General features: G+C 73.3%; 22 protein-coding genes and 2 tRNA genes. 13 read left to right on the top strand and 11 right to left on the bottom strand.

All coding sequences use genetic code 11. The features are described from left to right. Positions 1–5: 5 nt before the first annotated feature. Genes HNR61_RS40495 through HNR61_RS40475 form a run of 5 tightly spaced genes read right to left on the bottom strand, consistent with a single transcriptional unit; the run spans position 6 to position 4,423 of the window. Positions 6–1,481: an SCO6880 family protein gene (locus HNR61_RS40495; protein WP_182848439.1), complete on the bottom strand. Its 1,476-nt coding sequence runs from the start codon at positions 1,479–1,481 to the stop codon at positions 6–8. Continuing rightward, on the bottom strand, positions 1,471–2,880 hold the full coding sequence (locus tag HNR61_RS40490) for a hypothetical protein (protein ID WP_182848438.1): 1,410 nt from the start codon (positions 2,878–2,880) through the stop codon (positions 1,471–1,473). Before HNR61_RS40490 ends, HNR61_RS40495 begins: the two co-directional genes overlap by 11 nt. Further along, positions 2,877–3,533: a DUF8175 domain-containg protein gene (locus tag HNR61_RS40485; protein WP_182848437.1), complete on the bottom strand. Its 657-nt coding sequence runs from the start codon at positions 3,531–3,533 to the stop codon at positions 2,877–2,879. Before HNR61_RS40485 ends, HNR61_RS40490 begins: the two co-directional genes overlap by 4 nt. A 20-nt stretch (positions 3,534–3,553) precedes the next feature. Continuing rightward, positions 3,554–3,919 carry a hypothetical protein gene (locus tag HNR61_RS40480; RefSeq protein WP_220510376.1) on the bottom strand — a complete coding sequence of 122 codons (366 nt, stop codon included), beginning with the start codon at positions 3,917–3,919 and terminating at the stop codon, positions 3,554–3,556. A gap of 9 nt (positions 3,920–3,928) precedes the next feature. After that, positions 3,929–4,423, bottom strand: a complete 495-nt coding sequence (locus HNR61_RS40475) for a hypothetical protein (RefSeq protein WP_182848436.1) — start codon at positions 4,421–4,423, stop codon at positions 3,929–3,931. A gap of 179 nt (positions 4,424–4,602) precedes the next feature. Between HNR61_RS40475 and HNR61_RS40470 the strand changes: the two genes are divergently transcribed. Genes HNR61_RS40470 through HNR61_RS40455 form a run of 4 tightly spaced genes read left to right on the top strand, consistent with a single transcriptional unit; the run spans position 4,603 to position 7,155 of the window. After that, positions 4,603–4,911, top strand: coding sequence for a helix-turn-helix domain-containing protein (locus HNR61_RS40470; RefSeq protein WP_182848435.1), 309 nt, complete (start codon positions 4,603–4,605; stop codon positions 4,909–4,911). Positions 4,912–4,932: 21 nt separating this feature from the next. Further along, positions 4,933–5,919, top strand: coding sequence for a C40 family peptidase (locus tag HNR61_RS40465; RefSeq protein WP_182848434.1), 987 nt, complete (start codon positions 4,933–4,935; stop codon positions 5,917–5,919). Between the two features lie 23 nt (positions 5,920–5,942). Further along, on the top strand, positions 5,943–6,845 hold the full coding sequence (locus HNR61_RS40460; protein WP_220510375.1) for a phosphoadenosine phosphosulfate reductase: 903 nt from the start codon (positions 5,943–5,945) through the stop codon (positions 6,843–6,845). Between the two features lie 52 nt (positions 6,846–6,897). Then, the gene (locus HNR61_RS40455) at positions 6,898–7,155 is read left to right on the top strand and encodes a helix-turn-helix domain-containing protein (protein ID WP_182848433.1); all 258 of its coding nucleotides are present in this window, start codon (positions 6,898–6,900) and stop codon (positions 7,153–7,155) included. A gap of 393 nt (positions 7,156–7,548) precedes the next feature. Here HNR61_RS40455 and HNR61_RS40450 read toward each other — a convergent pair. Next, a tRNA-Gly gene (locus HNR61_RS40450) sits at positions 7,549–7,622 on the bottom strand. 170 nt (positions 7,623–7,792) lie between these two features. Between HNR61_RS40450 and HNR61_RS40445 the strand changes: the two genes are divergently transcribed. The 4 genes from HNR61_RS40445 (at position 7,793) to HNR61_RS40430 (ending at position 10,509) form a co-directional block, all read left to right on the top strand. Then, positions 7,793–7,869 (top strand) — tRNA-Pro (locus HNR61_RS40445). A gap of 246 nt (positions 7,870–8,115) precedes the next feature. Beyond that, the gene (locus HNR61_RS40440) at positions 8,116–8,715 is read left to right on the top strand and encodes a TetR/AcrR family transcriptional regulator (RefSeq protein WP_182848432.1); all 600 of its coding nucleotides are present in this window, start codon (positions 8,116–8,118) and stop codon (positions 8,713–8,715) included. Further along, positions 8,712–9,464 (top strand): SDR family NAD(P)-dependent oxidoreductase, encoded by a 753-nt coding sequence (locus HNR61_RS40435; protein WP_182848431.1) that lies wholly within the window; start codon positions 8,712–8,714, stop codon positions 9,462–9,464. Before HNR61_RS40440 ends, HNR61_RS40435 begins: the two co-directional genes overlap by 4 nt. Positions 9,465–9,474: 10 nt before the next feature. Further along, the gene (locus tag HNR61_RS40430; RefSeq protein ID WP_182848430.1) at positions 9,475–10,509 is read left to right on the top strand and encodes an NAD(P)-dependent alcohol dehydrogenase; all 1,035 of its coding nucleotides are present in this window, start codon (positions 9,475–9,477) and stop codon (positions 10,507–10,509) included. Here the strand turns inward: HNR61_RS40430 and HNR61_RS40425 are convergent. Further along, on the bottom strand, positions 10,506–11,006 hold the full coding sequence (locus HNR61_RS40425; RefSeq protein ID WP_182848429.1) for a hypothetical protein: 501 nt from the start codon (positions 11,004–11,006) through the stop codon (positions 10,506–10,508). The genes HNR61_RS40430 and HNR61_RS40425 overlap by 4 nt on opposite strands. A gap of 78 nt (positions 11,007–11,084) precedes the next feature. On the opposite strand from HNR61_RS40425, the gene HNR61_RS47060 reads away from it, so the two are divergent. Beyond that, on the top strand, positions 11,085–11,858 hold the full coding sequence (locus HNR61_RS47060; RefSeq protein WP_220510374.1) for a hypothetical protein: 774 nt from the start codon (positions 11,085–11,087) through the stop codon (positions 11,856–11,858). Here HNR61_RS47060 and HNR61_RS40415 read toward each other — a convergent pair. Then, entirely contained in the window at positions 11,824–12,477 is a 654-nt protein-coding gene (locus HNR61_RS40415; RefSeq protein WP_312898329.1) for an HAD family hydrolase, read from the bottom strand. The two genes, HNR61_RS47060 and HNR61_RS40415, sit on opposite strands and share 35 nt — an antisense overlap. A 118-nt stretch (positions 12,478–12,595) precedes the next feature. Between HNR61_RS40415 and HNR61_RS40410 the strand changes: the two genes are divergently transcribed. Continuing rightward, a complete protein-coding gene (locus HNR61_RS40410) occupies positions 12,596–13,036 on the top strand; it encodes a spore germination protein GerW family protein (RefSeq protein ID WP_182848428.1) in 441 nt (146 codons plus the stop codon). A 6-nt stretch (positions 13,037–13,042) separates the two neighbouring features. On the opposite strand, the gene HNR61_RS40405 is transcribed toward HNR61_RS40410, so the two are convergent. Continuing rightward, complete coding sequence (locus tag HNR61_RS40405; protein WP_182848427.1) at positions 13,043–14,167, bottom strand: glycerate kinase family protein; 1,125 nt, start codon at positions 14,165–14,167, stop codon at positions 13,043–13,045. Continuing rightward, positions 14,164–15,822: an L-lactate permease gene (locus HNR61_RS40400; protein ID WP_312898328.1), complete on the bottom strand. Its 1,659-nt coding sequence runs from the start codon at positions 15,820–15,822 to the stop codon at positions 14,164–14,166. Before HNR61_RS40400 ends, HNR61_RS40405 begins: the two co-directional genes overlap by 4 nt. A 181-nt stretch (positions 15,823–16,003) precedes the next feature. Between HNR61_RS40400 and HNR61_RS40395 the strand changes: the two genes are divergently transcribed. The 3 genes from HNR61_RS40395 to HNR61_RS40385 are packed head-to-tail and all read left to right on the top strand — an operon-like array spanning position 16,004 to position 19,261. Next, positions 16,004–16,618, top strand: coding sequence for a GntR family transcriptional regulator (locus HNR61_RS40395; protein ID WP_218009961.1), 615 nt, complete (start codon positions 16,004–16,006; stop codon positions 16,616–16,618). Between the two features lie 46 nt (positions 16,619–16,664). Beyond that, a complete protein-coding gene (locus tag HNR61_RS40390; RefSeq protein WP_182848426.1) occupies positions 16,665–18,266 on the top strand; it encodes a nucleotidyl transferase AbiEii/AbiGii toxin family protein in 1,602 nt (533 codons plus the stop codon). Beyond that, entirely contained in the window at positions 18,263–19,261 is a 999-nt protein-coding gene (locus HNR61_RS40385; protein ID WP_220510373.1) for a nucleotidyl transferase AbiEii/AbiGii toxin family protein, read from the top strand. Before HNR61_RS40390 ends, HNR61_RS40385 begins: the two co-directional genes overlap by 4 nt. A gap of 82 nt (positions 19,262–19,343) precedes the next feature. On the opposite strand, the gene HNR61_RS40380 is transcribed toward HNR61_RS40385, so the two are convergent. Continuing rightward, on the bottom strand, positions 19,344–21,170 hold the full coding sequence (locus tag HNR61_RS40380) for a glycoside hydrolase family 18 chitinase (RefSeq protein ID WP_182848425.1): 1,827 nt from the start codon (positions 21,168–21,170) through the stop codon (positions 19,344–19,346). Positions 21,171–21,181 lie beyond the last annotated feature (11 nt).

Raw genomic sequence — 21,181 nt, 5'->3', positions numbered from 1 at the left:
GCCTCTCAGCGGGGGAGCCGGTGGGCGAGCTCGGCGGGGCAGACGCCGCACGGCAGGGAGGTGGCGAAGGCGGCGGCCTGGCTGCCCCACAGGCGGCGCAGCCGGATCTTGGAGGTGTCGGCGGCCGACTCGATCTGGGCGACGGCGCGGTCGAGCTGGTCGGGGTCGGTCACTGTGACGGTGGCGTACATCGACACCAGGCACACTCCGGCGCCCATGGCCTCCTCGGCGGCGGCCTGCCGGGCGCGGGCGGTGTCCCAACTGTCCCGGGCGGTCTCGTCGCGGCCGGTGCGGCGGCGGAACTGGGCACGGAACGCGGCGGCGTTGACCTCCTGCTGCACCACATTGCTGGCCACCGCGGCGGGAAGCGCCCGGTATTGCAGGGTGACGCGCTTGGGGAAGGGCCCGGGAGCGACGAGGGCGGCCAGGACGTCGGAGTGAACGTTCTGCCGGGGCGGTTCGTGCCAGCCCCACGAGACGCTGACGCCGCCGTCGTGTTCGTAGCGGTCGGGATGTTCGCGGGCGAAGACCGGTCCGGCGTCGCACCAGCCGAGTACGTCCGGGTCGTCGCTGGCGGCGAGCAGCCGGTTGACCTCGCCGCGGCTGTGCGGGTCGAAGGCGGTGCGGACGGCTCCGGCGATCTCGGCCGCCGTCGCGCGGCCCAGCACCGTCACCCCGCATCCGCCCAGGCGGGAGGCCAAGCCGTCCAGCAGCCGCCCGAGTTCGGCCACGGCGTCGGTGAGAGCGCGCGGCCGGGTGGGCGATGCCTTGGGGTCGAAGGTGATCGAGACGCGGGTGTCGACGTCGGCGGCGGCCGCCGGTGCGGTGCGCACCAACTCGTTCAGGATGGCGCGCGCAGAGACCGGGGCGGAAGGATCCATCGTGCGTTCGACGGAGTCGGCCAGGGTGGAGCCGGGTTCCGGCGCGGTATCGATGGTGACGCTCACCCATCGCACGGCGGGCAGATGCCCCAGGCCGGCCAGCCAACCGCCCCACGAAGCCACCCACGCGTCCCCATCGGAACGGTCGGCCAACCAGGTGGAGGCCGGAACGACCCGCAGCGTGGCGGTGAGCAGTCCGGCCCGGCGGTCCCACACGATGCCGTACCGACCGCCATAGCCGTCTTCGGCGCTCAGCAAGGTGAGCGCGGCCAACACTCCCGGGAGCTGGAAGGCTCGCTGGTGGTCCACGACGATTCCGGCGCGATAACGCGTGCGTCCTCGCATGGCCGTCCACCACCAGCGGAGCCGCGCCAGCAGCAGTCGTCCGACCGGGACTCCGCCGATGCAGATCAGGCACGGGCCAACGAGCAGGGCGGCGGGCAGCGCGAGGTAGAGCAGGGCGTCGGGCCGTATGGTCGCGATGACCATGAGCGCGGTGACGATCGCCAACGTGGTGAACGTGGCTCTGGTGCTCAGATCGAACAACCCGATCCCGCGCCGACGTCGCCAACCACCGTAGGTGCGAACCTCATGAGTCATGGCCGCCGTCTCCCATCGTGTCGTCGGCTCCGGCGGTGGATGCGTTGCCGAAGCTGCCGGTGGGGTTGCCGAGCCAGCGGAGTGTGTCTCTGCCACGGCGGCGTTCGCGGTCGGCGGTGCGAACGGCGGTCGGTCCGATGGGGTCGCTCCCGTCAGAGAAGACCGGCATGTCAGGGGAGGGCTGGGCTCGCCCGTCGCCGGGGGGTGTCTCGGCGTCGACCCGGTTCCCCTGGCGCGGGTCGCGGGCGTTGAGGCCGTTTACGGGCTCCGAACCGGAAGCGGTGGGCTCGGGCCGGTCCGCCGGCGGCTGGTGGTTCTGCGGCTGGGGCTGCGGCCGTGCGGGGTCTGGCTGATCACCGAGTTGCTGGTTGAGGTAGTCCGCGTGGTCGGCGGCCTGGGACGGGCGCGGACCACCATTCCCCGGAACGGCGCCGAAACCGTAGGCGCGCATGGTGCCGACGGCGGTCAGCCCGCTGAAGACGCTGGACATGACGCCCCCGCCGGTGCCGGACTGGACTGAGTCGGTGGTCCAGGTGAAGAACCGCAGTAGCACCGGGAACGCGACCAGGCTGAGCAGCATCATCGCCAGCCCGGACAGGACCGCCTGGAGGTTCTTGCCGTCCCCGATCAGCGTGAACGAGGTCGCGTACACCGCCGCCGCGGCGGGCTTGTAGAAGATCAGCGCGAGAAGCCAGCCGGTGACCTTCTTGAACCAGTTCTTGGTCGCCGGGGTCATCAGCCCGGCCGCCGCCAGCGGAAGCAGCGCGGTCAGCAGGATGATCGCGCCACCCCGCAACAGCAGCAGCGCCGACTGGATGATCCCGACGAACAGCGCGATCAGGCACAGCAGCAGCGTCAACGCGGCGGGGGTGCCGTTCGGCACGAGCACCAACGCGGTGACCTTGCTTTCGAAGCTGCCGTGGGCGGCGGTCTGCAGTACCCACGAACTCCAGGCATCTCCGATGAGCAGGAGCTGGTTGGGGAGCAGCGCTCCTGCGACGGTGACGACCGCCAGGACCGCGAGTCCGCCTCCGGCGTCGATGAGCGGCGTTCCGCGCCGGAACAGGGTGAGCTTGGCCGCGACCACCAGCAGCATCATCACCATCACGCTGATCGTGATCGGCTGGACGAGCCGCTGGAGGATCTGGACCGACTGCTCCTGCTCCAGATTCGGGGAGGGGGTGGAGACCCACCACGTCGCGGTCCTGGTGACGAACCAGGTGATCGCATCCTGCAGGGCCTCGGCGGCCTCGTTCATCACTCCGCCGCCGACGTCGGCCGCCAACTCTCCAGGCGGAGGGCCCCATGGGTGGCTGTCGTCCTTGTCCACCTGCTGCACGCATTGCGGGTCCAGGACGGTGGTGCACGGCGGTGGTACCGCGGGGACCAGAGGCGTCATGGGCGCCCTCCGGCAGGGAAGCGGGTGTACCCGTCCAACGAGTCGACGGGTGCCGCCGCGCTGGTCCAGGTTCCGGCCAGAGGAGCCACGACACGCCAGTCCCCGTTGCGCCACTGGAGCTGGACGCGGGTGGCGGCACGCACCGTGCGGTCGCTGTCGCCGGGACCGGCCGACACCAGATCCAGGCTCGCCACGTCAGGGGTGAAGCCCTGCCAGCGGAACCCCTCCAGCACCACGTACGCCCGCTGCGCCTCCGAGCCTGCACGAGGGCGGTAGCCGTTCACCGAGGCCATCAGCCCTGCCACGTCGGGGCCGACGAACTGCTGGGTGATGGTGGGCTCGGCGACTCGCTGGCCCCACCGTGGATCGCTGCGCACCGTCAGATGGACGGCCGCCAACAGCGCCCCGAGCGGAGTCTGCGTGAATCCCCAAACTCGATCGTGATCGATGGTGCGCGGCCCGTCCGTCGCGGAGTAGGGGAGCTGAACGCCGTGGAAGTCCCGCCAGCTCACCCCCGCCAACTCTGTGGCGGGTGCGGACTGAAGCCGATGGTCCACCGCCGCAGCGGGAAGGGCGCCCTGCTGAGGCGGGTCGTCGCGGTCGTTGAACAGCGTGACCGTGCCGCCGAGGGCCACCACGCTGACCGCCGCCATGATCAGGAGCGTTCGGCTTCTCATGACAGGAACACCGCCGCGATCGAGGCGGTGGTGGCGGCCAGGCTGAACCCGGCCAGCGTCCAGGGGACGCCGACCGCGCCGTCGACGGCGAGCGAGGAGCGGTTCCTGCGTCCGGCGACCATCTGCCCGGCGCAGTAGAGCAGCCCCGCCACTCCGCAGACCATCACTCCGCCCTTGCCCCAGGCGATCAGCAGGTCGACCTTCTCGTTGACGCCGGGCGGAAGCGCCGGGGCGGGGTTGGGCACCGTCATGGACGGCTGCGGTTTTGGAAGCGGGGGCGGGTTCCTGTTGAGGGGAAGCACCCAGGAGATCTGCCAGATCCATGGGGTGAGGTTCGGGAGGTGCGAGAAGAGGGCGAACATCGGTCTCTCCTAGGCGTGGGAAGCCTGCTCGGCGGCCAGAGCGAGGATCTGGTTCAGCGCGCGCTGGGCCCGAGGCGAGAGCACGGCCCGTGTCGGGTCGTCCACCAGCCGCAGCGCGGTCAGGAACGGCACCCGCACCACCCCACCGACCAGCCCTTCCAGCAGCACGAACCGCGCGGTGGCGTCCTGCGGCTCGGGAAGCCCGTCACCGATCACGGCCAGCACGGCCACCGAGACGCCGTTTTCGTGCAGCACCCGGACCGCGTCGGTGGCGTGCCGGGCGGCGGCCACGGTGCCGCGTGCGGCCAGGATCAGCGGTTCGTTCGCCGTCACCGCGAGGCCCGGGTGGATCGTCCCCAGGTCGCGAGCCGACGGGCCGAGCGTCGCGGCCAGGGTGGAGGCGCCCGCGCCGCCGTGAGCTCCGACGACGGCCAGGCCGCCGGCGGTGGATGAGGGAGGTGGGGGAGGCGAGGTCAGCTTGAGTTCGATTCGTCCCAGATGCATACGGTTACCCCGTTTCGCTCCGGTGGGTTGCGATGCGGCTACCGTACGTGTCAGCATTACAGAGCGCAAGTAACGTCAAACAACTTTTCAGAGCGCCATCGAGTTCAAGAACGTGCTTCCGTGGCACCCACCCTCGACAATGAGAGGCGACTATGGTCCCGATCCCAGGAGTAGACGCGATGCCTGAGCAGCTCGGTCGCGATCCCGACGTGCTCACCACCGCCGAGCTGGCCGCCAAGCTCGGCCTGTCGGCCCAGACCGTGCGCCGGATGGCCAACGCCGGGCAGATCCCGGCGCTCAAGACCGGCAAGGACTTCCGCTACTCCTGGGAAGCGGTCCGCGAGGTGCTGCGGCAGCCCCACCACGAACCGGGGATGCCCACCGATGACCAGCCCGACGAGCAGCCCAAGAAGGGCGCCGGCTACCGCGCCCAACGCCGTGCCCGCACCGGCGCCCAGACCACCGACGAGCCCACCGACCAGGAGTAACCCGCCGCCCGGGCAGGCGGCATGCTGAAGGCCGCCGCCTGCCTGAGCGCCGCCGCGCTCGCCCTGCCTCTGGCGCTGATCTTCCTGATCACCGCCAGAGGCGGGCCGCCGGTCGCGGGCGCGGCGGCGGGCGCTCCCACCGCGTTCGCCAAACGCGACATCCCACCGGCCTACCTGCGCTGGTACCTGGACGCCGCCCGCACCTGCCCGGGCCTGTCCTGGAGCATCCTGGCGGCCATCGGCAAGGTCGAAAGCGACCACGGCCGCTCCCAGCTCCCGGGCGTGCACTCCGGCCAGAACCACGCCGGAGCCGGCGGCCCGATGCAGTTCCTGGCCGCCACCTGGGCCAGCTACGGCGTCGACGCCGACCACGACGGCCGCGCCGACCGCTACAACCCTCACGACGCCATCTACGGCGCCGCCCGCTACCTGTGCGCCAACGGCGCAGGCAAAGGCGGCAAGCAGCTCTATCGGGCGATCTGGCACTACAACCACGCCGACTGGTACGTCCGCAAGGTCCTGGACCTGGCCAAACGCTACGCCGCCTCGGTGACCGCGCTGGCCAGCGGCCGGGGCGCGGTCGCGGTACGGGCCGCGTTGCGCTGGCTGGGCACCCCCTACTCCTGGGGCGGCGGCGGACCCTCCGGCCCCAGCTACGGCATTCAACACGGCGCGCACATCAAGGGCTTCGACTGCTCAGGGCTGACCCAGTACGCCTGGGCCCAGGCCGGAGTCCGCATCGACCGCGTGGCCGCCGCCCAGTACGACGACGGCCCGCACGTGCCCCGCTCCCAGCTTCAGCCCGGCGACCTGCTGTTTTTCGCCCACAACCCGCGCCGCCCCGAATCGATTCACCACGTCGGCATCTACGTGGGTGGCGGCCGCATGCTCCATGCCCCTCAGACCGGCGACGTGGTCCGCATCGCCCCGTTCAGCGGCAACCCCTACCGCGAACGCCAGTACGTCGGCGCCACCCGCCCCGCCGCACCACGCTCCCACTCGGCCTGACCTCGCACCCAGGAGGCCCCGGCATGCACCCACCCGATCCCTATCGCCGATCCGTCCACCGCCCCAGCTCCACCCAGCCGCCCCGCACTCACACCCACCACGGCCCCGCCAAACGCCGAAGACATCCCGTCCCCTGCGGGCCGCTGCGGGCGTTCAGCTTCGGTGGCGGCTGGCAGTCGGTCGCCGCTCTGGTTCTGGCCACCCGCGGCGAGGTGCCCTTCACCACGTTCCTGTTCGCCAACGTCGGCGACGACTCCGAACACCCCGCCACCCTGGCCTACCTCCGCCGGCACGCCGCGCCGTTCGCCGCCGCCCACGGCCTGGACCTGCGCGAGCTGCGCCGCACCCGCCGCGACGGCACCACCGAGACCCTGTACGGCCGCCTGATGCGCGAAGGCTCGCGCTCCATCCCGATCCCAGTACGGATGAGCAACGGCGCACCGGGCACCCGCTCCTGCACCAGCGACTTCAAAATCCGCGTCATCGGCAAATGGCTGCGCGCTCATGGCGCCAGCGCCGCCAACCCCGCCACCGTCGGCATCGGGATCAGCGTGGATGAGATCCACCGCGCCAACAACCGCCGCTGCGAACCCTACGAACACATCGTCTACCCGCTGCTGGACCTGGGCGTTCGCCGGGCCGACTGCCCCCGCATCATCCGCTCGGCCGGCCTGCCGGTGCCGCCCAAGAGCGCCTGCTGGTTCTGCCCCTTCCATCGGCTGACCAACTGGCAGGACATGCGCCGCGACGAACCCGAACTGTTCGCACGCGCCTGCGCCCTGGAAACCACGATCAACACCCGCCGCGCGGCCCTGGGCCGCGACCCGGTCTGGCTCACCCGCTACGCCGCCCCGCTGGCCGATGTCGTCCCCGACATCGACGTTCTGCCGTTCGACGACGGCGACGGCACCTGCGACGGCGGCTGATGCTTCACCTGACCTGCGACTCGACGATCGACCATCCGAACGGAGAACGCCCATGGAGGCTCTCAGCTACGCCGACCTGGCCAAGCTTCCCAGCGTCGTCGACCTCATGACGGCGGCCAAGGCTCTCGGCCTCTCCCGGACCTACGCCTACGAACTGGCCAAGGAGGAACGGTTCCCGTGTCGGGTCCTCCGCATCGGAACGTGCTACCGGGTTCCGACGGCCGACCTTCTCGCCCTCCTCGGCGCGGCCCAACCCCGACCCGGTGAAGCAGAGCACCGCAGCGGGGCCGAGCGGCAGCCCCCGGGCTGACGGACAGGGAAGGGCCATGACCGCTCATTCAGAGGCGATCGGGAGCAACTGAAGGATCGAGGTCAGGGGCAGCTCTTGGTGAGCTGCCCCTGACCACCTCCATGCGTGGGAGGTGCCCAGGGGCGATGTCGATTCCCGTCCACGTCTGTAAGTCGCCTCACGGACGTGGGGCTCAAGGCGGGTTGTTGTGGCCGGGCCCGCGACGCTGCGCGGGCGGCGGCCGGTGAAGGCTTTGGATCTTGTTCAACTCGGGTGCCGGGAGGTGTCGCCGGGGACAGATTCGTGTCGCAGTTGAACACATGATCACGCCGGTTCCGGGTGACAAATGAGTGACAAACGATCTTGAGGCATGATCATCCAAGAGATGATCATGCCTCTGACCTGCGGTGATGGTGGAGCGGGCGACGGGAATCGAACCCGCGTAGCCAGTTTGGAAGACTGGGGCTCTACCATTGAGCTACGCCCGCGTCGATCGGTCCGGGAGGGCCCGGCGATCGTCATCCCGTAGCGTACAGGCTTTCGCGGGTGGTTGTGTTCTTCTGGGCCGGGACGAGGGAATGCCGGGTTGGACGAGGCGTTCGCGGCTGATCGGCACTAGACTTCGGCGGGTCACCGTGGCGCGGACGCGTGCGGTGAGCGGGCTGTAGCGCAGTTTGGTAGCGCACCGGCTTTGGGTGCCGGGGGTCGTGGGTTCAAATCCCGCCAGCCCGACCAGTGAGGTCCCGCCCGGAACGGGCGGGACGGGACGCCGTGCCGGCCGCCTGGTGCGAGGGCGATCCGGATGAGCGCGTTGCTGTTAACGCGCATCTCAAGGAGCTGATCGAGGGTCGGCGGGCGTGCCATCGCCGTTCTGTGTTCCGCCGATGAGGGTGCGCCCATGGGGGCTGGCCGGGGCACTCCTTGAATATGTCTTGATGGGACGTTTGTCCCGATGGGACATTCCGGCGGTAGCGTGGGGGTGTGGAGGGACGTCGGGAACGCAAGGTGAACCGGACCCGGCGGGCGCTCGCCGAGGCGGCGCTGGACCTGGTGCGGGAACGCGGGTTCGCCGCGGTCACCGTGCAGGAGATCGCCGACCGGGTCGACGTGTCGCGGCGGACGTTCTCGCGCCACTTCACGGGTAAGGAGGACGCGCTCGTCGAGCCGCTGCGGGTGGACTTCGCGCGGATCAACGAGGCGCTGGCGGACCGGCCCGCGGACGAACCCCCGCTGGTCGCCTACCGCGACGCCGTGCTGGCCTGGCTCGCCGAGCCCGACGCCTGGCACCGCCGGGAGGGGGCGCCGGACCTGTTCCGGATCGCCCGCGAGGAGCCCGCGGTGCTGGCCGTCTACCGGCAGGTCAGCGTGGAGGCCGAGGACGAGACCGCGCGCGTGTTCGCGGTGCGGACCGGCGCGGACGACGTCCGCGCGGCCGTGCTGGCGGCCGCGGCGGCGGGGGCGTTCCGGACCGGGGCGCGGGCCTGGTGGAACGCGCCCGGGGCGGTGGATCTGCCCGGCGCCGTCGAGCGCGCCTTCGAGGCACTGCTGGGCGCGTGCGCGCCCGGAGGGGAACGGTCGTGAACGAGGAGTTCGGGGGAAGGGTCGCGCTGGTCACCGGGGGTGCCTCCGGGATCGGGCTGGCCGTCGCGCGGCGGCTGGCCGCCGGGGGAGCGGCCGTCGTGGTCGCCGACCGCGACCAGGAGGGCGCGCTGAGGGCCGTCAACGCGCTGGAGACCGACGGCGCGGAGGCCGCCGCCGTGGCGCTGGACGTCGCCGACGCCCCGTCGGTGGCGAACGCCGTGCGGTTCACCGTGGAGACCTTCGGCGGGCTGCACCTGGCGGTCAACAACGCCGGGATCAGCGTCCCGCCCACGCCGGTCGGCGAGCTGGACCCGGAGGTGTGGCGGCGGGTCGTGGACATCAACCTCACCGGCGTCTTCCACACGCTGCGCTACGAGATCCCCGCGATGCTGGAGAACGGCGGCGGCGCGATCGTGAACATGGCGTCGATCCTCGGGACCAACGGCTTCCCCGGCGCGTCGGCCTACGTGGCCGCCAAGCACGGCGTCGTCGGTCTCACCAAGAGCGCGGCGCTGGAGTACGCCGGGCGGAACATCAGGGTCAACGCGGTCGGTCCCGGCTTCGTCGACACCCCGCTGCTGAACGGGGCCGACGCCGCCGCGCGCAGGATGCTGGTGTCGCTGCACCCGCAGGGGCGGCTCGGCCGGGCCGAGGAGGTCGCGGAGATGACGGCGTTCCTGCTGTCGGACCGGGCGTCGTTCGTGCAGGGCGGCTACCACCTGGTCGACGGCGGATACGCGGCGCGCTGAGGAGGGGGCGATGAAGGCCGTTCAGTATCGGCGGATCGGGGCCGCTCCCGAGGTCGTGGAGGTCCCCGAGCCGGAGCCCGGCCCGGGACAGGTGCTGCTGAAGGTGACCGCGGCGGGCGTCTGCCACTCCGACATCGCGGTGATGGGCTGGCCGCGGGTGCCGTTCCCGCTGCCGCTGACCCTCGGGCACGAGGGCGCGGGCACGGTCGCGGCGCTCGGCGACGGCGTCACCGGCCTGGCGGTCGGTGAGCCGGTCGCGGTGTACGGGCCGTGGGGCTGCGGGACCTGCGCCCGGTGCGCCCGGGGAGAGGAGAACTACTGCCAGCGTGCCGCCGCGCTGGGCATCCATCCGCCGGGGCTGGGGGCGCCCGGCGCGATCGCCGAGTACCTGCTGGTCGACGACCCCCGGCACCTGGTGTCGCTCGGCGACCTGGACCCGGTGACCAGCGTGCCGCTGACGGACGCGGGCCTCACCCCGTACCACGCGATCAAGCGGGCGCTGCCGGTGCTGGTGCCGGGCAGCGCCGCCGTGGTGATCGGCACCGGCGGGCTCGGCCATGTCGCGATCCAACTGCTGCGGGCGCTCAGCCCGGCGCGCGTGATCGCGCTGGACGTGACCGAGGACAAACTGGAGCTGGCCCGGAACGTCGGCGCGCACCAGACCGTCCGGTCGGACGCCGGCGCCGCCGCCACGGTCCGCGAGCTGACCGGCGGGCTCGGCGCGCAGGCGGTGTTCGACTTCGTGGGAGCCCCGCCGACCGTGGCGCTGGCGACGGCCGTCGCCGGGGTCGAGGCGGAGGTCGCGCTCGTGGGGATCGGCGGCGGGGTCGCGAAGTTCGGGTTCGGGGGCATCGCCTACGACGCGGCGGTGCGGGTGCCGTACTGGGGCAGCCGCGCCGAGCTGATCGAGGTGCTGGACCTGGCGCGCGCCGGGGCGATCGACGTGCGTGTCGAGACCTACGGCATCGACGACGCGCCCACGGCGTACGAACGCCTGCACGCAGGTCGGGTCAACGGCCGCGCCGTCATCCTGCCGGGCGGTTAACGGGGCGGCGCGGTCGCCAGGGTCCCCGCGCGGACCTCGCCGAGCGTGGTCGCCACCACCCCGACCACCTCGTGCAGGGCGGCGCGCAGGGCCCCGGCGGAGGCGCGGTGCCGCTCCACGTCGTCGACCTTGGCGGCCTCCAGCAGCGGGGTCACATCGTCGAGCATGCCGCGCAGCCAGCCCATCGGGTCGCGGGTGAGCGCCTCGTCGAACACCCGGCCGCCGGGCTCGCTGTCGACCATGCCCGGGTGGTGGTGCATGCGGTCCTTGGTGCCGGGCCCGCCCGCGACCGACTCCAGGAAGTCGGCGCGCCACACCGCCCGGTCGAGCACGACGCGCTGGGCGGCGTTGCCGGAGCCGCGCCAGGGCCGCTGCTCCAGCAGCCGGAGCTCGACGCGGACGCCGCGTTCGTCGCCGCCGAGTTCGGGGTCGGGGTCGCGCAGGTAGAGGTCCTCGACGGTCACGCCGAGCGTGTCGAAGCAGAACGCGCGCAGCACGGGCGCTCCTCCCTCCGCAGTCCTGACTCGGACTTTACGCGTCCCTTGTCGGAGGGCAAGGGCCCTACGGTGGAGGCCATGCGCCGCTATCCCTACGTGGGCCCCGCCGAGCTGCGCCGGGACGTCGGCGCGGCGACGGGCTTCGCGGTCGCCTCGCCGGGCGACCTGCGCGGTTGGCTGGAGGACCGGGACGCCGACGAGCCGTTCACCTACGTCGTCGCCCTGGACGGGACGCTGCTGCTCGCGCCGCGCCGCAGCGAGCACGTGGCGTGCGCGGGCGGCGCGCCGGTCCTGGCGGCGGGGGAGATCGCGTTCGCGGACGGCGCGGCCGTCGAGGTCACCAACCAGTCCACCGGCTACTGCCCCGACCCCGACTCGTGGACGGCCGTCGCCGCGGCCCTGGAGGCCGCCGGGCTGGCGCACCCCGGCGGGTTCACCGCCGCGTACGTCTTCCGGCGGTGCGGGGCGTGCGGGCAGCTCAACATCGTCAAGGACCACCACTACTTCTGCGCCGTGTGCGACGGGCCGCTGCCCGCGTTCGAGGCGGAGCGGTGGCGCTGGCGCAAGCTCTCCTGGGGCACCTGGGAGGAGCAGACACCGGAGGGGTGGCGGTGCGCGGCCTGCCATCTCCCCGCACGCGCGCACACCTACCGCACCGAACGCGGCGGAGAGCGCTGCGTCGGCCTGTCCTGGTGCTCCAACTGCCGCGTCTACTCCGGCGCGATGGTCCACGTCCCGCTGACCGAGGCCCTGCCCGACCCCCTGGCGGACCTGGACGAACACGAGCGCGCCCGCCTCCTGGGCAGGGAGTGGGCCCTCATCGACCACCTGGACAGGCGCGCAGCGAGGTGATCCGCTCGACGGTGAGCCCCGGCGGGGCCGCCCGCCCGGAACGGTCCAGCCACACCCCGCGCAGCCCGGCGGACTCCGCGGCCAGGGCGTCCACGTCCAGCCGGTCGCCCACGTAGGTGACCCGCTCCGGCGGCAGCCCCAGCCGCGCGCACGCGATCCGGAAGATCTCCGGGTCCGGCTTGGCGGCGCCGACCTCGCCCGAGATCACCACGCACGACAGCACCGCGTCCAGCCCGAGCCGGTCCAGCTTGGCGCGCTGCTGCGCGGGGTCGCCGTTGGTCACCACGCCCAGCCGCGTCCCGGCCCGGCGCAGCTCCGCCAGCGCCGGGCCCACGTCCGGGAACAGCCGCCACGCCGCCTCGTAGCACGCCAGGTACCCGGCGAACCACGTGTCGGCCCGCGCGTCGTCCCACTCGCCGAGCCCCGACTCCCGCGCGAACGCCCGCACCCGCACCCGCCGCTGCTCGGCGAACGTCAGCTCACCCGCCAGGTAGCGGTCCATCGTCTGCTGGGTGAGCCGCGCCCACCGCGCCGGATCGGCCCCCGGCAGGGCGCGCGCGACCGCCTCCGCCGCCGCCCCGCCGTGGTCGAACAGGGTGTCGTCCAGGTCGAACAACACCGCGCCTCGAAGCGGTCCCGGGTCCGGCAACGGCCGCGTTCCTTCCGACGGGTGCCCCAACGGTCGATGAGTGCGATTGTGGCAGTAAGGCATGGGCGGCCCGATGGAGGGAGACGACATGACCACCCCAGAGGTCCGGGACGCGGAGGCTCGCGAGCAGGCCGAGCGCGCCGCGGCGGGCCCGGCCTCCCACCTGGTGGAACAGATCGCCGAACGCCTGGGCGGGCGCGCCACCGCGAAGGCGGTGTACGGGGACCCGGTCGAGTACGGCGGCGTGACCGTGATCCCCGTCGCCCGGGTCGGCTACGGCTTCGGCGTCGGCGCGGGACAGGGCCGCCGCCGCGGCGGGGAGGGCCGCGAGGACGAGGAGGGCTCGGGCGGCGGCGGGGGCGGCGGCGTCTCGGCCACCCCGGTCGGCTACATCGAGATCAAGGACGGGCAGGCGACGTTCCGGCCGGTGCGCGACCCGGTGACCGACGTGCTGGTGCCGGGGCTGTTCGTGCTGCTCGGCACCGTCGGCCCCCTGGTCGTCCGGCGGCTGCTGAACCGCCGCCGCTGAGCGCGCTCAGCCGGGGCGCAGGGCGGCCAGCCGGCAGACCGCGAGGGCCGCGGCCGTCAGGTCGTCGGCCGCGGTCGCCAGCGCCTCGTCCAGGGAACGCGGCCCCGGCCCGATCGGCAGCACCGCCGTCGCGCCGCGGTCGTAGAGGCGGTGCGCGTCCGGGGTGAGGGTGCCGCCGAGCACCACGCACGGCACCCTCGCCCCGGCGCACGCGTCCACCACCGCGCGCACCGTCTTGCCGGTGTCGGTGCTGGCGTCGACCTTGCCCTCGGCCGTCAGGCACAGGTCCGCCCCGGCCAGGCGGTCCCCGAACCGTGTCAGGTCGCCGATCAGCGAGGCGCCCGGCACCATCCGCGCGCCGAGCGCCAGCAGCGCCGCGCCCAGCCCGCCGGCGGCCCCGCCCCCGGCGGCGTCCGCGACGCCCAGCAGCGGCCCCAGCCGCCGCAGCCCGTCGTCCAGCTCCTCGACCGCCTCCGGGTCCGCGCCCTTCTGCGGCCCGTAGACGCGCGCCGCGCCCGCCGGTCCGTACAGCGGGCTCGTCACGTCGGCGGCGACGGTCAGGTCGATCCCGGCGAGGCGTTCCCGCGCGGGGGCGAGGTCGACCGACGCGACGTGCGCCAGGTCCGCGCCGCCGCCGCCGAGGGAACGCCCGTCCGCCGCGCGGACCCCGGCTCCGAGCGCGGCGAGCAGGCCCGTTCCGCCGTCCATGGTCGCGGTCCCGCCGAGGAAGACCACCACCCGGCGCGCGCCCGCGCGGACGGCGGCCAGGACCGGGGCGGCCAGGCCCGCGCTGGAGGCGCGCATCACGTCGCGTTCGGCGGCGGCGAGCGCGGCCAGCCCGACCGCCTCGGCCGCCTCCACGACCGCCGTCCCGTCGTCGAGCAGCCCGTACCGGGCGGTGGCGGGGCGGCCGAGCGCGTCCACGCTCTCCACCGGCACCACGCGCCCGCCCCGGGCGGCCTGCACGACCTCCCGCGAGCCCTCGCCGCCGTCGGCGAGGGGATGCTCGACGGCGGTGCCGCCCGCCGCCCGCACCCCGGCGGCGAGCGCGGCGGCGGCCCGCGCGCCGTCCAGCGCGCCGCGCAGCTTGTCCGGCGCACACAGCACGCGCAGGGGTCTCCCGGGGGTCATCCCACGACCATCCATCCCAGTACCGGGGTCGACTGAAGGTAGACGAACACCGCGAACACCGCGGTCAGCCCGAGGCTCCAGCCGATGACCCTGCGGAAGATCGTGCTCTCGCTCCCGGCCATCCCGATCGCGGCGGCGGCCACCGCGAGGTTCTGCGGCGAGATCATCTTGCCGAGGACGCCGCCGGTGGAGTTGGCCGAGGCCAGCAGCACCGGGTCCAGGCCGGTCTCCCGGGCGGCCGTCACCTGGAGCACGCCGAACAGCGAGTTCGCCGAGGTGTCCGAGCCGGTCACCGCGACGCCGAGCCAGCCGACCACCGGCGACAGCAGCGCGAACGCCTCGCCGGTGTGCGCCAGCGCCGTGCCGAGCGTGGTGGTCTGCCCCGACAGGTTCATCACCCACGCCAGCGCCAGCACGCACGTCACCGTCACGATCGTCCACCGGAGCTGGTGCAGCGTCGCGCCGTAGGCCCGCACCGCACGGCCGAACGACACCCGGTACAGCGCCATCGTGACCAGGCCCGCGACCAGCAGGATCGTCCCGGCGGCCTTGAGGTGCTCCAGCTTGAACGTCATCGCCGACGCGGGCTGGCCGCCCGGCGTCCGCACGTCCAGCCCCGGCCAGGCGAACTGGTGCACCCCGTGCGCGCCCAGCCACTCCTTGACCGGCCCGAGCTGGGTGATCGCGAACAGCACCACGATGACCAGGTACGGCGCGAACGCCATCAGCGCGCTGCCCTCGCCGGTCTCGCGCCGCCGCATCTCCGCCTCGCGTCCGGCGTCGACGGCATCGGACGAGCCGCCCGCCACCGCGGGCGCCGCGACGCCCTGCCGCACCTCGGCGGGCCGCCACACGCGCAGGAACCCCAGCAGCGCCACCACCGCCACGATCCCGGCGATGATGTCGGTGACCTCGACGCTGACGTAGTTGGCGGCGAGGAACTGCCCGATCGCGAACGCGACCCCGGCGACCAGCGCGGCGGGCCAGGTCTGCCGCACGCCCCGCCGGCCGTCCACCAGCAGCACCAGCACCAGCGGGATGAACAGCGCGATCACCGGGGTCTGCCGTCCGGCCATCGCGCCCAGGTCGTCCAGCGGCAGCCCGGTCACCCCGGCCAGCGTCGTCAGCGGCACGCCCATGCTGCCGAACGCGACCGGCGCGGTGTTGGCGACCAGCGCGACCGTCGCGGCCTTCACCGGCGCGATCCCGACGGCCACCAGCATCACCGCGGTGATGGCGACCGGCGTGCCGAACCCGGCCAGCGCCTCGATCAGCGCGCCGAAGCAGAACGCGATCAGGATCGCCTGCACGCGCTGGTCGGGGGAGACGGTCCGGATCGAGCGGCGCAGCACCCCGAACCAGCCGGTGATCTCGGTCAGCCGGTAGATCCACAGCGCGTTCACCAGGATCCACAGGATCGGGAACAGCCCGTAGAAGCCGCCCTCGGCCGCGCCGGACAGGGCCTGCCCCACCGGCATGCCCCACACCGCGACGGCCAGCGCGACCGCCAGCGCCAGCGACGCGGCGGCGGCCAGGTGCGCCCGCACCCGGAACACGCCGAGCAGCACGAACAGGGTCAGCAGCGGGATCGCCGCGCACAACGCGGACCACGCCAGGGACCCGCCGAGCGGGTCCAGCACTTGGCGGTACAACACGACCTCCTGGGGGTGGGGCGGGAGCTTGCGGAGGTGTCCCAGATCACTAGAACAGGGTTCGTATACTTGTCAGACAATCTGCGGCGCGTCAAGGGCCGCATGGGATACTTCTCGCCGGCCCGTGCGGGCGGACCGTGAGGGGGCAGGGGCGATGGCTGGTCGGCCGCGAGCGTTGTCGCTGGTGGACGCGTTGGTGCACGAGCTGCGCGAGAGCATCCTGGACGGCCGGCTGCCGGGCGGCACCTCGCTGCCCGAGAGCGAGGTCGCCGGGCGCTACGAGGTCGCCCGGCCCACCGCCCGCGCCGCCATCGAACGCCTGGTCAGCCAGGGCCTGCTGACGCGCGGCACGCACAAGACCGCCCGCGTGCCGGTGTTCGACGCGGCCGACGTCGCCGACCTGTACCTCACCCGCGCGGTGCTGGAGAGCCAGGTCATGCGGGAGCTGGCGCGCCGCCGCCGGGTCCCGCCGGACGCGCTGGCCGCGCAGGAGGAGATCCGCGCGGCCGGGACCGACTGGACGACCGCGATCGTGGAGCCGGACGTGCGGTTCCACCGGGCGCTGGTGGACGCGCTGGGCAGCCCCCGGCTGAGCCGCGCGCACGGCGCGCTGATGGCCGAGATGCGGTTGTGCATGGCGCAGGTGCAGGCGTTCCGGCTGCTGCGCGCCGCCGAGATCGCCGACGAGCACGACGCGATCCTCGCCGCCGTCGCCGCCGGCGACCCCGACCGCGCCGAGGCCGCCCTGGACCACCACCTCGACCGCGCCCGCCACGAGCTCGTCGGCCACCTGTCCTGAGGAAAACCGCGCGCCCGATGTCGGTCCCTTTTGGGATCATCCGGGCATGGGCTTCTCCGGAGAGTTCGAGACCCACGTGACCGTGGACGGCCCCGCCGACGATCTGGCCGGGTGGGCGGAGGCGCGCGGGCTGAAGTTCGTCCACATCCTGCTGGACCGGGGCCGCACGCCGTCGCAGCCGATGCTGACGCTGCGCACCGGGGGCACGCTCGCCGACGCGCGCGCCGACGCCGAGCGGGCCGCGGCGGACCTGCGCGCGGCGGGCTTCACGGTGACCCGCCTGAAGATCGAGGCGTCGCCGCGCACCGAGGGGGTCCCCGTCACCGACGCCGACGCGCTCGGCCCCGGGTTCTACTTCGAGCACCACATCAAGCTGCTGCTCCCCGGGGACGCCGACACCGCCGCGCTCGCGGCGGTCGCGGCCCGGCACTCGGCGCACCTGTCCCGCAACGCCCGCCGCGTCCGCGCCGACGGCCGCCAGGAGCGCTTCGTCACCCAGCGCTGCCGGGAGGTCGGCATGCAGACCGCCGGACGGCGGATGAAGGCGCTGCTCAACGCCCTGCGCCGGCACGGCGGCCTTGAGGTGGGCACGGTGGAGCGCGAGTTCGTCGTCTTCGACGACGCCCCCGCCCTGGACGACGGCTGGATCGACGAGGACGGCACGGTCTCGGCCGTCCGGTGGGGCGAGTACCGGCCGGGTCCGTGGCCCGCGCGGCCGTACCTGCCCGACCACGCGCCCGAACCCGAGGAGGCCGGATGGCTCGGGCTGCCGCCGACACTGCGGCCCGTTCCCGGCGCGATGCAGTCGCCGGTGTTCGACCCGGCCCTGAAGCAGCACCCCAGGGCGATGCGCGCGGGCGAGCCGCGCTTCCCCTCCCGCGAGCAGGGCGAGCGCTGGTACGCCGCGCGTCGCCGGGCGGTCGACCACGTGCTGGCGGCCGTCGAGGGTTCGCGCTGGGCCGATGACCTGGTGCTGCGCGGCAGCGTGCTGCTGCGCGCCTGGTACGGCGACCTGGCGCGCGAGCCCGGTGACCTGGACTTCGTCGTCCTGTCCGCGATGGACGACCCCGGGGAGATGCTGACCGGCCTCGCCTCGGACGCCGGACGGCTGTCCCGCGGCGACCCGGTCGAGATCGCGGCGGGGGAGGCCGCCGTCAGCGGCATCTGGACCTACGACCGGGTGCCGGGGCAGCGGCTGGTGCTGCCGTGGCGGGCCGAGGGCCTGCCGTCCGGCACCGTGCAGCTCGACTTCGTGTTCGGCGAGCCGCTTCCGGCCGAGCCCGAGCTGACCGAGATCCCGCGCGCCGACGGCGGCGGGCCCGCCGTCCTGAACGCCGCCACCCCCGAGCTGTCGCTGGCCTGGAAGCTGCTGTGGCTGCTGACCGACGCCTACCCGCAGGGCAAGGATCTGTACGACGCCTGGCTGCTGGCCCGCAACTGCCGCCCCTCCTACCGGCTGCTGGCCGAGGTGACCGGGCACTCCGAGGCGCCGGGCCCCGGCGCGCTGACGCTCGGGCGGGTCGCCGGGATCGAGGCGGACTGGCAGGAGTTCCGCAAGGAGTACCCCGGCGTGCGGGGCGAGGCGGAGGACTACGTTCGCGAGCTGGCCAACGCGCTCGCGCCGGTGCTCCCGGAAGGAGAGCCGTGACGGCGTCGGACTGGAACAAGTACAGATGGGGCCCCTGGGAGCCCGACGAGTACCTGCCGCACCACCCGCCCGAACCCGAGGAGGCCCGGAGGCTCGGGCTGCCGCCGACGCTGCGGCCCGTTCCCGGCGCGATGCAGTCGCCGGTGTTCGATCCGGCGATGGTCCCCCACCGCAAGGCGATGCGCGCGGGCGAGCCGCGCTTCCCCTCCCGCGAGCAGGGCGAGCGCTGGTACGCCGCGCGCCGCCGGGCGGTCGCCCACGTGCTGGCGGCCGTCGCGGGTTCGCGCTGGGCCGATGATCTGGTGCTGCGCGGCAGCGTGCTGCTGCGCGCCTGGTACGGCGACCTGGCGCGCGAGCCCGGCGACCTGGACTTCGTGTGCCCCACGGGATGGGACGCCGCCGGTCACGAGACCACGCGGATGATGGAGGGGCTGGCGGCCGCCGCCGAGGAGGTCTCCGGCCGGGACCCCGGCGACCCGGTGAGGCTGTCCGCCGACGGCGCGGTCCACAGCGACATCTGGACCTATGACAAGGTGCCGGGGCGGCGGCTGGTGCTGCCGTGGCGGGCCGAGGGCCTGCCGTCCGGCACCGTGCAGCTCGACTTCGTGTTCGGCGAGCCGCTTCCGGCCGAGCCCGAGCTGACCGAGATCCCGCGCGCCGACGGCGGCCCGCCGATCCTGCTCGACGCCGCCACCCCGGAGCTGTCGCTGGCCTGGAAGCTGCTGTGGCTGCTGACCGACATCTACCCGCAGGGCAAGGATCTGTACGACGCCTGGCTGCTGGCGCGCAACTGCCGCCCCTCCTACGACCTGCTGACGGCCACGCTGGCCGAGGAGTGGGACCACCGCGCCGAGCGTCCGCTGTCGAGAGGGGACATCCTCGGGATCGACGCGGACTGGGACGAGTTCCGCAAGGAGTATCCGGGCGTGCGGGGCGAGGCGGAGGACTACGTCCGCGAGCTGGCCGACGCGCTCGCCCCGGTCCTGCCCGCGTGAAAGGGGACGAGCCCCCCGACCGTGCGTCCGTGCGGTCGGGGGGCCCGTCGTTCGATCTCGGCTGAACCCGGGAGGTGGAAGATCAGCCGAGGCCGTTCCGCATGGCGGTGATGAGCTCACCGCCGGTCGTGTCGCCGCTCAGCTCCCAGAAGAACGACCCGCCCAGGCCCTGGTTCCTGGCGTAGGTCATCTTCCCGCCGATGGTGGAGGGGGTGTCGTAGCTCCACCACTCGGAGCCGCACTTGGCGTAGGCCGTTCCGGCGACGGTCCCGGTGGCCGGGCAGCGGGTCTTGAGGACCTTGTAGTCCTCGATGCCCGCCTCGTAGGTGCCCGGCGCGGGGCCGGTCGCCGAGCCGCCCGGCTCGGTCTGGGTGACGCCCGTCCAGCCGCGGCCGTAGAAGCCGATCCCGAGCAGCAGCTTGCTGGCCGGGATGCCCTTGGACTTGAGCTTCTGGATCGCCTTGTCGGAGTGGAAGCCCGGCGTCGGGATGCCGTTGTAGGAGGTCAGCGGGGAGTGCGGGGCGGTCGGGCCGTTCTTGGCCCAGGCGCCGAAGAAGTCGTAGGTCATCGGCAGGTACCAGTCGACGTACTGGGCCGCGCCCCCGTAGTCCGCCGCGTCGATCTTCCCGCCGTCGGTGCCGTCGGCGGTGATCGCGGCGGTGACCAGGTCGTCGCCGAACTTGGCGCGCAGCGCCTGCATCAGGTTCCGGAACGCCGCCGGACCGCTGGTGTCGCAGGTGAGGCCGCAGGCGTTCGGGTACTCCCAGTCGATGTCGATGCCGTCGAACACGTCGGCCCAGCGCGGGTCCTCGACCAGCTTGTGGCAGGACTCGGCGAACGCGGCCGGGTTGCGGGCGGCCTCGCCGAACCCGCCCGACCAGGTCCACCCGCCGAACGACCAGATCACCTTCAGGTGCGGGTGCTTCTTCTTCAGCTTGCGGAGCTGGTTGAACGACCCGCGCAGCGGCTGGTCCCAGGTGTCGCCGACGCCGTCCACCGACTGGTCGGCGCCGTAGGACTTCTCGTAGTCGGCGAACGCGTCGCCGATGGTGCACTTGCCGCCCTGGACGTTGCCGAACGCGTAGTTGATGTGGGTGAGCTTGGACGCCGAGCCGCTGGTGTCGATGTTCTTGACGTGGTAGTTGCGGCCGTAGACGCCCCAGTTGGCGAAGTAGCCGATCACCTTGTCGCCGCCGGGGCCGGGGCCCTGGCCCTCGTCGGTGGTGACGGAGACGGCGTTGGAGGCGGCCGAGACGTTCCCGGCGGCGTCGCGCGCCTTGACGGTGAACGTGTAGGCGGTCTTGGGGTTCAGCCCGCTGACGGTCGCGCTGGTGCCGGTGGCCGACTCGACCTTGGTGGAGCCCTGGTAGACGTCGTAGCCGGTCACGCCGACGTTGTCGGTGGCGGCGTTCCAGGCCAGGTCGACGCTGGTGGCGGACTTGCCGGTGGAACGCAGGTTGCCCGGCGCGGCCGGGGCCTGGGTGTCGTCGCCCGGCCCGCCGCTGCCGTCGCAGGACCCGCCGTTGACCTTGCAGCCGGTGATCCATCCGGGCCCGGTGCCGCCGAACCCGAAGCTCACCGACGCGCCCGCGGCGACCGCGCCGTTCCAGCCGACGTTGGTGAACGTGTAGTGGTTGCCCGAGGCGGCCTTGGTGGCGTCCCAGGTGGACCCGACCGACGTCCCGGACGGCAGGTCGAACTCGACCTTCCAGCCGTTGATCGTCGCGGTGGTCCCGTTCTTGACGGTGCACCGGCCCTCGAAGCCGGTGCCCCAGTCCGAGGTCTTCGTACAGTTGGCGGTCACCGTTCCCGCCGACACGGCGGCGGGAGCGGCGACCAGGGATCCGGCCGCCACGATGGCCGCCGCTCCGGCGAGCGCTATGACCCGCCGTCCACCCGATCCGGACATGACTCTCCGTT

This window comes from Actinomadura kijaniata, assembly GCF_014138665.1.
Classification (GTDB): domain Bacteria; phylum Actinomycetota; class Actinomycetes; order Streptosporangiales; family Streptosporangiaceae; genus Spirillospora; species Spirillospora kijaniata.
This window is presented reverse-complemented; position numbering and strand designations above follow the sequence as displayed.